The organism is Methanobacterium sp. BRmetb2, assembly GCA_003491285.1.
GTDB lineage: Archaea > Methanobacteriota > Methanobacteria > Methanobacteriales > Methanobacteriaceae > UBA117.
Map to the genome: position 1 here is coordinate 249,538 of CP022705.1, position 13,299 is coordinate 262,836.

General features: G+C 32.6%; 17 protein-coding genes. All 17 read right to left on the bottom strand.

Translation table 11 applies throughout. The features are described from left to right. Positions 1-63: 63 nt before the first annotated feature. The gene (locus CIT01_01130; GenBank protein AXV36904.1) at positions 64-561 is read right to left on the bottom strand and encodes a hypothetical protein; all 498 of its coding nucleotides are present in this window, start codon (positions 559-561) and stop codon (positions 64-66) included. Positions 562-576: 15 nt separating this feature from the next. After that, complete coding sequence (locus CIT01_01135; protein AXV36905.1) at positions 577-1,200, bottom strand: cobalamin biosynthesis protein CobM; 624 nt, start codon at positions 1,198-1,200, stop codon at positions 577-579. A 73-nt stretch (positions 1,201-1,273) separates the two neighbouring features. Continuing rightward, positions 1,274-1,732, bottom strand: a complete 459-nt coding sequence (locus CIT01_01140) for a hypothetical protein (protein ID AXV36906.1) — start codon at positions 1,730-1,732, stop codon at positions 1,274-1,276. Positions 1,733-1,942: 210 nt separating this feature from the next. Then, positions 1,943-4,732: a hypothetical protein gene (locus CIT01_01145; protein AXV36907.1), complete on the bottom strand. Its 2,790-nt coding sequence runs from the start codon at positions 4,730-4,732 to the stop codon at positions 1,943-1,945. 1,263 nt (positions 4,733-5,995) lie between these two features. After that, positions 5,996-6,238, bottom strand: a complete 243-nt coding sequence (locus CIT01_01150; GenBank protein AXV36908.1) for a hypothetical protein — start codon at positions 6,236-6,238, stop codon at positions 5,996-5,998. Positions 6,239-6,582: 344 nt separating this feature from the next. Then, the gene (locus CIT01_01155) at positions 6,583-6,918 is read right to left on the bottom strand and encodes a hypothetical protein (GenBank protein AXV36909.1); all 336 of its coding nucleotides are present in this window, start codon (positions 6,916-6,918) and stop codon (positions 6,583-6,585) included. Continuing rightward, positions 6,861-7,226 (bottom strand): prefoldin subunit beta, encoded by a 366-nt coding sequence (locus CIT01_01160; GenBank protein ID AXV36910.1) that lies wholly within the window; start codon positions 7,224-7,226, stop codon positions 6,861-6,863. The genes CIT01_01155 and CIT01_01160 overlap by 58 nt, the downstream gene beginning before the upstream one ends. Before the next feature lie 74 nt (positions 7,227-7,300). Further along, positions 7,301-7,558: a hypothetical protein gene (locus CIT01_01165; GenBank protein ID AXV36911.1), complete on the bottom strand. Its 258-nt coding sequence runs from the start codon at positions 7,556-7,558 to the stop codon at positions 7,301-7,303. Next, positions 7,555-7,929 (bottom strand): hypothetical protein, encoded by a 375-nt coding sequence (locus CIT01_01170; protein AXV36912.1) that lies wholly within the window; start codon positions 7,927-7,929, stop codon positions 7,555-7,557. Before CIT01_01170 ends, CIT01_01165 begins: the two co-directional genes overlap by 4 nt. 174 nt (positions 7,930-8,103) lie before the next feature. Further along, complete coding sequence (locus CIT01_01175; protein ID AXV36913.1) at positions 8,104-8,235, bottom strand: DNA-directed RNA polymerase subunit P; 132 nt, start codon at positions 8,233-8,235, stop codon at positions 8,104-8,106. Between the two features lies 1 nt (position 8,236). Next, positions 8,237-8,506: a 50S ribosomal protein L37ae gene (gene rpl37ae, locus CIT01_01180; GenBank protein ID AXV36914.1), complete on the bottom strand. Its 270-nt coding sequence runs from the start codon at positions 8,504-8,506 to the stop codon at positions 8,237-8,239. 244 nt (positions 8,507-8,750) lie between these two features. Continuing rightward, entirely contained in the window at positions 8,751-9,542 is a 792-nt protein-coding gene (locus CIT01_01185) for an RNA-binding protein (protein ID AXV36915.1), read from the bottom strand. A gap of 1 nt (position 9,543) precedes the next feature. After that, positions 9,544-10,263 carry an exosome complex exonuclease Rrp41 gene (locus CIT01_01190; protein AXV36916.1) on the bottom strand — a complete coding sequence of 240 codons (720 nt, stop codon included), beginning with the start codon at positions 10,261-10,263 and terminating at the stop codon, positions 9,544-9,546. 5 nt (positions 10,264-10,268) lie between these two features. Beyond that, entirely contained in the window at positions 10,269-11,009 is a 741-nt protein-coding gene (locus CIT01_01195) for an RNA-binding protein (protein AXV36917.1), read from the bottom strand. Between the two features lie 43 nt (positions 11,010-11,052). After that, positions 11,053-11,748, bottom strand: a complete 696-nt coding sequence (locus CIT01_01200; protein ID AXV36918.1) for a ribosome assembly factor SBDS — start codon at positions 11,746-11,748, stop codon at positions 11,053-11,055. Positions 11,749-11,751: 3 nt separating this feature from the next. Next, positions 11,752-12,498, bottom strand: coding sequence for a proteasome endopeptidase complex, archaeal, alpha subunit (gene psmA / locus CIT01_01205; protein ID AXV36919.1), 747 nt, complete (start codon positions 12,496-12,498; stop codon positions 11,752-11,754). Between the two features lie 374 nt (positions 12,499-12,872). Beyond that, the gene (locus tag CIT01_01210) at positions 12,873-13,247 is read right to left on the bottom strand and encodes a ribonuclease P (GenBank protein AXV36920.1); all 375 of its coding nucleotides are present in this window, start codon (positions 13,245-13,247) and stop codon (positions 12,873-12,875) included. Positions 13,248-13,299: the final 52 nt, after the last annotated feature.

A 13,299-nucleotide genomic window follows, 5' to 3' on the forward strand; every position in this document is an offset into this window, starting at 1 on the left:
AAAAGAATAAAAAAGTAGTAATTCCCTGCTATGTCCTCAAAATAAAGAGTTATATCCAATTTTTTATGACATTTTTCTTTTCATCCAGAAAGCACCAATAGACAGACCTGTCAAAGCTCCAATCAAAAGACCTGTGACGAATGGAATTAAAAAGTTACTGGAGTTATTAGAACTATCTTCACTGGAAGCCGCAGTGATATTCAATTTGTTTAAACTCTCTTTAATTGAATTTTCATCGGCAGCAGATACTATTACTCTGTTGGATAGATCAGGATTTTCTGATAAAAACTTATTGACTGTATCCTGATAAGCCACTGCAATGATTTTTTTATCAGGATTGGTAAGAGCATGTTCCAGTTGATGGGTCACATCCGAATCTGATTTAAATATGTATACACCAACTTCCACTCCCAGTTCATCTACTGTTTCTTTGGCCATCTTCCCTGTAGAATCATCAGCAATTATTATTGTTGATTCAGGTGTTATATCAACTCCATGGGCACTGACCGGGGTAATCATTCCCAGAATGATTATTAAAATACTTAATGATCTCATATTCATTTTTTTTACCTCCTTCTAGATTTTATCAAGTTTTAAAAGTTCCGGTTTCACTTTTGAAATAAAAGATATTATAAAAACATTTATTGCGCCTTCAATCACTGCTATAAATAGGTAAAACGGAATTAATGTAACCATCAACATTTCCAGATTAGCAACTCCTGCCCACAACAATATCAAAACCTGGGTAATAGTTGCTACAATTATCCCCATAAACGTACCAGAAAATATACCTAAACGTTGATCAAGGTCAGATAATAATTTATAAAACAGGTATGTTGACAAACTCAATGCTACACCAATAGTCAATGTATTGGCTCCTAAAACTGTTATACCTCCCATACCTAACAGGAAAAATTGTATAATCAGACAGAGGAAAGCTACTATAACTCCGCTAAGAGGACCTAAAATTATAGCTACTAAAGGTATGAGGAAGAAGTGTATAGATACTCCGAAAGGTGATGGTATTGATATAGATGAAGCTGCAACTGCTGCAGCAGTAAAAATAGCAGTATAAACCACTTTACGTTCTTTTTCCTCGCTTTTAGAAAGTTTAAATAAGTAAATTGATACAGTTACAACAGATATTATCCAGTAGATCGCTGCTTGCCACAAAGGTATGAGTCCATCCATTAAATGCAAAATTTAACCTCCTTATTAAGTAAATTAACTCAAAACTAAGTATATTCTTAAAAATAACAATAGATTTAACTACTTAAAAAAAACCACCTTTATACAGAAAAGCAAATGAAACTAAACCAACCACAACTACGCCCATAATGGCCATGTTATTCCATGAAGAATAATTATCGGAATCGTTGGAAGTATCGTTCGTCATATCTGTGTTATTTGCACCTTCCACAGGTTCTACTCCAAAATTATCGTTATTATCATTAGATGAAGTTGAAGTTTGTCTGTCATTTGTTGCACCAGTTGAGCTGCTTCCACTTGAACTAGTCGTGCTGTCCCTGGTTTTAGATGTGCTTTGACTTGAACTTCCCGAAGAACTTGAACCAGAATTTGAACTAGAATCAGAAGTATCATCAGAATCAACCGGTTCTGGATAAACGCCGTGCCCAGGATGGGCTGAAACCGCCCCAGAAAGTGTCAAGACAAAAATTACCATAAAGATTAGAAGTATTCCCTCTTTTTTAAAATTATTAATATAGTTCATCTCCTTTTCTTTTTTTAAAAAATATTAGTAATTCCAATATATAATACTTGTTATTACTTTTTTATTATTATTTTTAAATAGAAATTCGGGGATTTAGTAATACTAAGAGATACTAAAATATAGAAAAAACTTGATTAAACTAAGTTAGGAAAAAAATTTTTATTAATTTAATAATTTTTAAAAAGAAAAAAAAGAAAAAAAAGGGTTGATTTATTTTAGCATGCCAAGTATGGTTCCTTTAAAGAATCCTAATGCAACTAAAGAGCCTATCAGGATAGCACCTACAGCAATCCATATAGTATTAATGCCAGATCCTTCAGATTCTGGAGTTACTTTGGAAACTTCGTGGCTAGAACCTGTTTCACCATCAGATTCGCCACTTTCAGTGGAAACCTGAGATGCAGCATTAACTGAAGGTCCTAAATCACCAACAGAACTACCAGGTAAACCTGTACCGCTGCCAGATTGAGAACCAGGAACTAAAGAACTACCATTTTGATTACCGTCAGTATTTCCACTCTGATTACCATCCTGAGAACCATTGTTTGCAGGGATCAGATCAGATAAATTTCTTACAGGTAATCCTTTAACATATACTAATGCGTTACCAGATGCATCTCCTCCAGATAGGATTTTTTGAAGATCTTCTTTAGTAATTAACCTATTAAATGTGGTTATTACTGGAGCAGCAAGTAGATTTGGTGAAGAATAATCACCCTTATACAATCTAATGTACTCTTCAAGAGAGTTTGAACCTGGAGCAAAAATTGGACCTGTCCAATCTATAATGATAGCTTCTCCAACACCTAACTTTTCATTCCATTTTATTAGGATTCCAATACTAGAACCAGTTGAAGCACCAGTCATTCTCTGGCTGAAGTAGGTTCCTGCACCTGGAGATATTCCCATTAGATACTGATATATGTCATCTCTGCAGCTAACGGAATTAGCAACAAATATGTAACTCTCATCGTCACTGGTTGGATAATTTTCATATATGTAGTCTGTTATGAGATATCCTGGTGAACTTCCTCCACAAACGTGATTATGCCATAACCAACCCATGAGTGCATCATATGGTGGATCATATAATATAACGTTACCAATGTTACATTTAGCACCATCTTCTACTGTAAATTCACCAGTTTCGGGGTTGTAGATAAGTGATCTACTAATCACAGTCTTATTGATCTGATCTTCTAAGGAAAATTGGAACCATAAATCACCATATATTGCACTATGTACTGGTAATAATGTTGCTCTGCTTAATCTGGAACCTAATTCTTCAAAGATACCGTCCCATGTCATATCAGTGGTTTGTCCATTAATTCTAACATAACCTGCTGAAGTAAACACAGTTAAGTTAGGATCATCATTTTCCAGTGTTATTCCTAGAGCTGCAAATATTTCTCTTGCCTTGTCAACGGCAGCTTTACCAATTTGTTTCATTTGTTCGTCAGTTAAAGTTCCGACAACAGGATCTGGATTGGAAGCTGGAATTGCTGGTGTAAGAACTCCAGAATCAATTTTTCCTTGGATATATTCCATATCTAACCCGTGTGCATCGGCCACTGGATTTCTTGAGTCAAGTCCACCTGCTAAATAATTGTAGTCTTCCTCAGTAAGTCCGGTGTAAGCACCGACAATTTGCACTAAAGACTCTGGATTGTTGGTTAATCGGTCTACTAACCAATTATTGAACGCTAGTTCATTAGCTATGCTTGAATACACTTCAGATCTTGATTTTCCATATAATGTTAGAACAGCATCCTCATCGAATCTCATTAATATTAAAGTTCCAGAATTGGTTGCTGAACACCATTTAATGAAACCAGTTAAAGTGTTATCGACATCAGTGGCATATCCTACATATGCACGTTTTCCAATTGTAAGATCCAGTAGGTACATATATGCATCATCATCAGAGTTTCCAGGTACACCTAATACTCTGTAACTTGTCTCTTCCTGAACTCCACCAATTAAATCTCCAGGTGGGTAATATTTGAGCAAAGTCTGAACCATGGCTTGTCCACTGATGGTTCCCAAACATAAATGACCGTGATAAGCTGCTTGTCGCAGAGTGTCAGAGGGAAGTCCTACAGCCCAAGCATTTGCTAAACTAGCATATGGAAATGCATCGTCTTGACCAAATTTTGAAACAAATGTGTTCCATTGTGCTGATGTCATATTAGCTGAAATTGTTCCATGATAAACGAGGTTACCATTTTGGTCGTAGTAGGCAACCGTCATGTTACTGCCATTTCTGAGAATAAATGCAAAATTCGTTGGGTCAACCCTTGTTTTTCGAAGAGTTAATAGATTTCCTTGACCATAAGTTATCTTACCATTAGAGCCATTAAGAATACCTTCTAAACAATCTTCTGTAGTAGTATTGTTAAGATAAGTAAGGCCTGCACTGGTAATACATAAAATATTCTCAGGATCAGCGTTTGTTAGGTTTAGTAGTTGATTTGCCTTTCTGATAACTTCTCTTCCTAACCGATAGTTGGGTGTAGCTTGCAGATCAAACTCCACATTACCATAAAAGTTCGGATCATCTGGATTGTCAGGATTGGTATTTACTGAAACTTCCTTCTCCTGTGTTTGATATCCCGGAGCACTGACTTTTATCTTAAAAACTGTACCTTCAGTAACATCAGGATAAACAAAACTTATCTCATAAGCAGCATGTGCATGATTGTAAGTTTTCTCAAAATCAATCAAGTTTCCTTCACTATCAGTTACTGTTATGGAAGGAACAATTTCACTATCATCAGGATATTCATAATTTACCTCAACCCCAATAATAGGATCCACTAACTGCGAATCTTCAGCCGAATCATCTTCTGATCCAGTATCAGTTTCTTCAGGCACATCAGGCAGATCTGGATCAACACCACCAGAATCACCCTCGTTTACATCTTCAGTTGCTGAAACTGTACCACACAGTGCCAGCATAAACACAAGCGAAATCGTCAGTAATATTGCTTTGTTTTTCATTTTTTCACCTCCTATATATTCAGTAAAAAAACAATAGTAGTAATACTATATATTAAATTTATGTTATTACATAATGCCTCAAAATCCAGTTATTTGTAATACTTTTCACCCCAGTATTACTATTTACAATATTCTATCGCTGAGCGTAATAACATGATGAACTGTTAAAAATAAGTTTATTTAAAAATCAAAAACCAATAATCCCTGAAGAGATAAATTAAAACTGTATAAAATTTTAATTATTAAAAAAAAATTAATTAATAGGTAATAAATTTAATTAACCTTATATAAACTTAATTTAAATACTTGGTTTTAAAATTTTCTTTTTATAAAAATGTATTAAAATAACCACTAAATAATTCTTTCAAGTATTTAACTTTAATCTGATCAAAATTCAAGCAGCTTTACAATAAATAGTATTAAAACTATTTGATATCTTAACTAGAATAAAAATAGTTTATTTAATACGGTTATTATTGTTGCCTCATCTCCTTTAATGGTAGGGATCAGAATTTAAACTTCAAATTTAACTCAAAATCCCTACTCAAGGAGATTAAGGAGGGAGAACTGAATGGCAGAAAGTTTCCATAAAGATCTCATGTAATACTTTTTCTTAATTTATTGATATTACAATCAAAAATAAGTCACGCTACTATTTAATATTTTCGCTTTTAATAGGATTATTACTATTCTTTTAAAATATAGTGGATTAGTAATATGTTTAATAATCTTAAAATAAATAATAAACAACATAATCATGAATAAAAATAAAATATTCCTTTATCACAATAGAAATTGAGTAAAAGAATATATTGTTGATGAGCCTATTCACTTTTAAGAATACCTTAAGAATATCGAATTTTTTTAAATAAATATTTTATCATCTAATTTAATATCTGAAATAGTGTATAAATATTTTTTAAAGTTTTATTTAACATTATTAACAGATGCATTGCGTTGAAGCCTTCTAATTCAGTGTTAAGCTTCCAATATATTTTTGTACAGTATTCTAGGTATAAAGCAGTATATATTCTACGACCTAATTATATTGGGTGCAAAATTAATAAAAATTACCCTTTTTTACGATAAATTTTAATAATTTTATTCATAAAATGCGATAAAATAAAATTTAATGATATTTTAAATTTATCCTGTTGTTTTAGAAGTTAATGATATATAAAATAAGTAAGTTAATGAGGATATTTTAAAAAATAGTTTCTTAATTTGAAGAAAATTATCTTCATTGATTTTAATAAAAAAAATTTAAATATCTGTATCATAAACATCTTTTTCGATAAAGATTAAATTTTCATCAAAATTAAGATTATAATCTGTTTCTGGCCATTTTAATATTTTTAAACATTTTTTTACAATTTTTAGATTTTTAGGGGTATACGGAAAGGTTATCCAAACTAAATTGTTATCTTTATCGGTTTTAAGATTAGTTTCCAAATGTTTTAGTTTCTCTAGCGCATGATCTAAATTTATATCCATGTTTTTTCTCATTTAGATGACCCCCGCTAAAAAAGTGTTTGTATAGGGCATCTGAAATGATACATTTGAGCGAATAATTTGGATGCCCTACAGATGAAAAAGTCATGTATATTCCATTTAGGATTAGCAAGGAAACTATGGCTTGGATTATACTTGACAATTATAATAAAGAACCCTATCATATAAATACTTTTTTATAAAAAAGTATTACGATGTGATTAAATAAAAAAGGATTTGTAATACCTCTTGTTATTGAAAATTAGGTTTTTAATTTCAATTTAACAATTGTTTTAAACAAAAAAAATAGGAAGATATTTGCCAAATTTATGGAACTATTATTAAAAAATGTGAAAGTTTTAAGACCGATAATTTTCATCAAGGTATTTTTCAAGTTCTTTAATTGCATATTCCACTGCAGCATCAGCAATTCCCTCGTCAATACTGCATAAATCATCTAATGATAATTCAATTTGTATATCTACGTTTAATTCCTCTTCATAGGTTATATGAGTATTTAAATCTAGATCTATGATTTCTTTTTTAGATACTCTATCAAAAATAAAATTTTGTGCGGTAGAAACCGCAAAATCAGAGATCTTTGAAAGATCTTCCTGTGAAAGTTTTTTCAATTTATTCAAGTACCTAGCCCCGGCTGTATACCTGCACTTTGCATAGCATCTTGAATAGTTGATTGCATCTCCTGGAGACGTTTCATTATCCTTTCTTCCTGTCTTTTAATGGTTTTCTCGCGAAGCTCCAGTGTTTCAACTTTTTCTTCAAGTTCTTTACTAATATCTTCTTTTTTAACTTTAACCAATAAATTACCAGCTGTTTTATATATATCAGAATCTTCTTCTGTTTTTTTTAATTCTTCAACAGCTTTTTGAGTTTCTTTAATTTGAATCTCGACATTCTGTTTTTGCATTGAAATTGCCTGTGCCTGTTGTTGTAACTGCTGGAACTGGGCAATTTGATGTTGAATATTTTGTGGAAGTTCCATTTTTTCACCTCTTAAACTTTAAAATTGATATAGAAAATATTTTATTGAACCATCAGTTCAGGATTATAAATAATCTACTTTAATTTTGAAACCTCATAGGATAAAATTATCCACCTTAAATATGAATTTATAGATGCTCTAAATGAAGGAGCATCTTCTGCATCTATCTCTATTCTTAAAACATTATCATCTTTAAGATAAGCATTAACTGTTGATCTATCTGAAGGAGCAGATTGAATTTCCGGTTGTATTGATCTTAAAATATTATCTGCTTCCTGGAAAGTATCAAATTCAATTTCAATTTCAGTTTCAACATGTTTAAGGGATTTCATCCTATACTCCAATCATGAATATATATAATTGGATTGGTTTGGTGACCCTTATCATCAATAAATTCAATAATGGCCTTTTTATCATCATGTTTTTTGATCATAAGGAGATTAGAATCTGAACCATTAGTTTCTTCAGGTAAATCTAAGATAGGTATTAGGTCCTTTAATTCCTCAATCTGACAGATTACAGAAAGTTTTTTATGATTAATATTAGTTCGAATATTTTTAAGAGCCACAGAGACTTCTAAAGTTATTAAGGGTTCTCCTTTATTATTATAGAATGTTAATGTATTTGGATTTCCTTTTTCCTCTGATATAATAAGTAAATTGGAATATTCTAATTCTACTGTTTTTAAAAGAACATTCCTCATGCTCATTTTACCCCGATTAATATACTTTGAATTTAAGGCTCGGCTTAAACTCTGGCAGAATGATCGGGTGCGATTTGAAGGTTTCCTCGAGGTTGTTATTATCATTAAAAAACTACCTAATTATGGATAAATATTTATTAAAAAATTTAGATTGAATCCATTAATAATAATGGATTATCTGGATTTAATAGTTCTTTTAACTTCTGGAATCTCTTTAAAAAGGATTCTGTATCTACATCGGGGACATTTGTTTTCCATATAATCTTTTGGATCAATTAATGTACCACATACTGCGCATTTATACAATTCACAAACCTCCAACAATCCTCTTAATGTTTCTTGCGGCTGTTTTTGCCATTGGAGTTACAGGTACGTATGCACCACCAGTAAATACTGCTCCACATTTTCTACATTTCCATATACCGCTACTTACTCTCTTTACAGCAACTCGGTCGCATTGTGGACAAAGGTGCTTTTTCTTCATATTTTCTTCAATTTTTTTCACAGTTCGCTTTGCCTTTCTACCGTATCTAGCGCCAAATCTTCCAGTAACGCCGACTTTCTTTGTCCTAGCCATAAAAATCACTCCTAATGTATATTACAACTTTTAATTTCGTTTATTAAAATTTAAAATAATATGTTAAACTAAATTTAAAATACTTTCTAGTATTATATATTAAAACTATATTAAATAATTTATTTTAAATAATTATTTCTCAACATAACCAAGAAAAATTATAAATAAATTATTCAAGATGCTATCTTTAGCATCTGTTAGAAGCATGTTAAATACTTTATTTTTAATATTTTGTGATCACCTATCATTTCAAATGCTTTCTAAGATCACTTGTTTTTTCTTTGGTTATGTTAATAGCTTTCATTATTTCTTCTTTACTTAAAGGTTCTGCTCCACCTTTTTGCATAGCACATACTGAACCATCTTCAATTACTCCAACGGATATTCTGGCCCCCATAACCTTTTCTTCTTCCAGAGATGGATCTAAAACCAGTTCATTACCAATTTTGGCAAAGGTACATAGTAATGCTTTTTCTTTGATTGGTAATTCAATCATTTTTTCCTTGTCAATTACAACTTCACCGTCTTTAACAGTTGCAGTAGGTATTTTAACATCCATTATAGCAGCTAGGCATCCTAAAGATGCAGCATCCATTAAATTTCCATCATAATCCAGGACGTGAATGTCTAAAAAGATCATCCAAACTTTTTCACCAGGAAGTATGCAGAGTTTCTCCAAGTCAATAACTCCACCTTCACGGAGACATCGATCAACCACTCGGGATAATTCTACAGACTTTTCATCGGGAGGTCCCGGTTCAAAGGTAGGGGATGCCATAGGTAGAAGTTCAGAGTTAGTCATTAAAACACCATTATTAGGGGTGTCAGGGAATGGTTCAGCAATTTGGGATTTTGCACCAATCATTATTTGAGTATTTCCTATTTTTACTCTAGCAGACCCTTCAGCTTTTGTAATAATACCGGTTTCCAGTGAAACTTCCCGGTATTCATCTAGAGCACGATTATCTGCCCTTTCATTGTTATTTATAAGATCGGTTATGCTTTTTTTAGTTATCTCAGGAATTATATCAACCATTTTATTCACCATACCTGGTCTTTAAGGATTCTTTTTGAATTTCACTGATCTGTTTACATCCTTCTATGGCCAGATCCAGCGCTTTTTCAAATTCTTCTGAAGATAAGTTTCCATCCATTTGTATAAGAGTTATTTCCCCAGTTCTAGGCATAATAGCCACAGGTAGATCGGCTTGACCTTCTTTATCCTCAACTTCAGATAGATCCAGTACCACATTATCATCAGCTTTACCGGCAGCACAGGCCACAACCATATCCCTCATAGGTATACCTGCATCAGCCATTGCAACAGAGGCTGCAGTTATACCTGCACAACGGGTTCCACCTTCTGCTTCTAGAACTTCTATGAAAACATCTATAGTTGACCTTGGATATTTTTCCAGAAACACAGCAGGAGTTAATGCTTCAGATGTAATTTTTGATATTTCAACAGATCTTCTATCTGGTCCTGGTCTCTTTCTATCATCCACTGAAAATGGTGCCATATTATATCTACACCTTACTACTGCCTGGTCTGGTTTTTGTAACCTTCTTATATGAAATTCCCTTGGCCCGTAGACAGCAACCAAAATTTTGTTACCACCAAATTCTAAATAAGCTGATCCATCAGCTCTTTCCAATACTCCAGCTTCTATTTTTATAGGTCTTAATTCATCAAAAGCTCTTCCATCAGCCCTTTTAACAGACCCTTCGTTTTTTCCTAATGTGATAATAGTAATCACCTCTTTTAATCAATACTTGTTTGAATATCTTTATCTTCATTTAAATTTTCTTCATCTTCTTTTGAGTTATTAGATTCACCGTTAACCAGTTCCAAGAGCATATCTCTTACCCGATCAGTCAATCCTGATGTATGGGCCTGATCTTCTATCATTTTTATGACTTTTTCGGTAATTCTTTCCATTGATGGTTCGCCTTTAACCCAAACCACTCCATTTTGACCAACTACAATTTCACATTTGGTCTGGTCTTTGATCATGTTGATCATTGATCCTTTTTTACCAATTAACCTTGGAACTTTAGTTGGGGTTATGTTAATGAGAATTCCTCCGCGGAATTTACCAAGTCCCCTTCCTTTTAGCCCTAATTTAACCTTTTTAACTTCATCTACATCAATAACTCTCAAGAAAAGAACATCACCAATAACGAATGCCCTTTCTAATTCTCTTTTTTCCTTTCCAAATACTTCTGATGCAGGTAAAAGTCCAGAATAAGGGGAGTTTATATCTAATCCCCACATTGAAAATCTGATATCTGTTATTTCACCAATTACCACATCGCCTCTTTTTGGAATATATTTACTCTGTAGGGGAATTACACTAATCTTTTTATTTCTAAGAGCTACCAGTCCCACAACAGATGAACATATCTTATTTTCTTCTTTAAATGTTCCCCTACCGGGATTATATTCTTCATCTGCAAGAACTTCACCAGGGACTACTAGATCTTTATCTTTTACAGTTATCACATTTTGCCTCCTTTGCTTGGAAGGCCATATACATTAAAAGAAGTCATTTTAATAGCTTGGTTTCAACCATTCCACCGGTTAGTTCACTTAGTTTTCGGTGAAATCCTTCCTGTAAACCACCAGGTATTTCAACCACTGCTATCCATGACCCGTCGTTTTGCCATTCTTCTTTCATGATCTTCCCAAAATCAGAAATGGCACTATATGCCTTTCCAGAGAATTCTCCAGGAATTCTTATGGCCATCCGAACTCTCTCAAATCGGATGGGTATTTTCATACGAATGGCTTTAAGAACAATAGGAATTTGTTCATCAACAGTTTTAAACGGGTCAATATGAATTTTAGACTCTTCCATGGCCTTTTCAATTCTTCGAGAAGGGTGAGGAAGTTTTGTCTGAGGATTTATCGCTTCTCTTGTTATCTTTGCGATTATTTTATTTCTTTTTTCCTCTTGCATATCTCTTCTTTGTTGAGCAGTAAGCTGTATTTGGCCTTTTTTTATAATAGCCTCTGCAACATCCAAAGGGTCTTTAGTACCAAATGCTTTGCTCATTGCTTCCTCAGATGCTTTATCACCCTTTTTTGCATCTTTAAATACTTCTTCGACCGCTACTATATCTTCTATTTTGATATCGTTACCTCTCTTGAAATCAGATGCCAGATCTGGATCTACTAAGATCTCGAAGCGCTCCCCATAATATTCCAAACGCGCTATTACAGCTTCTTCAAGAGTAACCATTGTTTACTCCTCTTCCTCCTTCTTCTGCCTTAGGAGGAGTTCTTCAACATGATCTTTAATTTCTTCTTCAGATAATTTTTTGTATTGTTTATCTTTTGATTCAATAACCGCTATTTCCACACTTTCTGGCGTAGTTTTACCTTCAGTAGCTTCATAAACAGCGTCTAATGCTAATTCAATTGACTCGGTTAAATTCATGTCATCCTTATAATTCTTTTCGAATACTTCCATAGCTAATTGTCTACCTGCACCTATTGCAGTAGCCTTGTATTCAATTAAAGCCCCGCTGGGATCAGTTTCAAATAATCTGCATCCCCCATTGGTCACACCACCAATTATAAGTGCGGAACCAAATGGTCTTACTCCACCGTGCTGGGTGTACATCTGTTTCATGTCACAAATTTTCTTAGCTAAACTTTCCACACGTATTGGTTCGTTATAGGTTATTTTGTTTACTTGAGCTTCTATTCTTGCCTTTTCGATTAAAGCTCTTGCATCTGCTACAAGTCCTGAGGTGGCAGCACCAATATGTTTATCTATTTGGAATATTTTTTCAATGGATGTTGGTTCAACTAATTTACTGGTGGGTCTCTTATCCACAACCAGAACAATACCTTCTTTTGATTTAACACCTAATGAAGTTGTACCTCTTTTTACAGCTTCTCTAGCATATTCAACCTGAAATAGTCTTCCATCTGGGCTAAATACAGTTATAGCCCTATCATATCCTGCACTCTGAAGTGGTTGCATAATGTATACCTCTCTACTATTTTTTAATAATCAATAAATTTGATATTTGAAAATTTAGAAAAATTTATCTCATTTTTTTCTATTATTATTTAGTTTATTTATTTAATAAGTCTTTTTGAGTTTTCTAGATTGGTTTAATCTATTATCCATATTAACTTGGTACTATGAACTAAAATTTTTCAATAAATTAACAGATTTTATTATGGAGATAATAGATAGTATTCCTATTATTAATATAATACTATTATATAAAAATATATTTGAAAATGTTACTAAAATTATATCCAGTTTGAACTTTATATAAATTTTAATTGTCTAATTCTTAACAATAACTTCTATTTTAAGATTTTTCTAGTAGGAGATCAAAATATCTCCTAAGTCTTTAATTTAATAAATTTTTCTGTGGCTGATTTTACTGTTCCTGAAATTCCCAGTGTATGAAATACAACTCTTTTACCCCTATATTTAGTTACAATAGCAATTACAGCCCTTACTCTGTCAACTTCTTCCCTTTTACACTGAATAACTCCTTTGATATAATAATTTTTAAGATGTTTCTCCTTTTTATTCCACACCTTCATAACCCATAAATCAAAGTTACTAGTTCCACACTCACCATATAAATTTAATGAATTTTCCCATATTACAGATATAATATCGTCACGATTTAAATAGGATTCTGAAATTGCTTCGAAAGCTATATATCTTTTTTTATCCCTCAATGAGGAGGGTAATATTTTTAATTTCATTAAATCATACCTTAACAAATTTTATGTGATAATATATTTAATGTAACAGTTA

Coding starts and splice junctions, on each gene's coding strand:
- CIT01_01165 (AXV36911.1), bottom strand. CDS start 7,558: ATGAAATCCCTTAAACATGTTGAAACTGAAATTGAAATTGAATTTGAT.
- CIT01_01210 (AXV36920.1), bottom strand. CDS start 13,247: ATGAAATTAAAAATATTACCCTCCTCATTGAGGGATAAAAAAAGATAT.
- CIT01_01170 (AXV36912.1), bottom strand. CDS start 7,929: ATGAGGAATGTTCTTTTAAAAACAGTAGAATTAGAATATTCCAATTTA.
- psmA (AXV36919.1), bottom strand. CDS start 12,498: ATGCAACCACTTCAGAGTGCAGGATATGATAGGGCTATAACTGTATTT.
- CIT01_01150 (AXV36908.1), bottom strand. CDS start 6,238: ATGAGAAAAAACATGGATATAAATTTAGATCATGCGCTAGAGAAACTA.
- CIT01_01130 (AXV36904.1), bottom strand. CDS start 561: ATGAATATGAGATCATTAAGTATTTTAATAATCATTCTGGGAATGATT.
- CIT01_01200 (AXV36918.1), bottom strand. CDS start 11,748: ATGGTTACTCTTGAAGAAGCTGTAATAGCGCGTTTGGAATATTATGGG.
- CIT01_01140 (AXV36906.1), bottom strand. CDS start 1,732: ATGAACTATATTAATAATTTTAAAAAAGAGGGAATACTTCTAATCTTT.
- CIT01_01185 (AXV36915.1), bottom strand. CDS start 9,542: ATGGTTGATATAATTCCTGAGATAACTAAAAAAAGCATAACCGATCTT.
- rpl37ae (AXV36914.1), bottom strand. CDS start 8,506: ATGGCTAGGACAAAGAAAGTCGGCGTTACTGGAAGATTTGGCGCTAGA.
- CIT01_01160 (AXV36910.1), bottom strand. CDS start 7,226: ATGGAACTTCCACAAAATATTCAACATCAAATTGCCCAGTTCCAGCAG.
- CIT01_01145 (AXV36907.1), bottom strand. CDS start 4,732: ATGAAAAACAAAGCAATATTACTGACGATTTCGCTTGTGTTTATGCTG.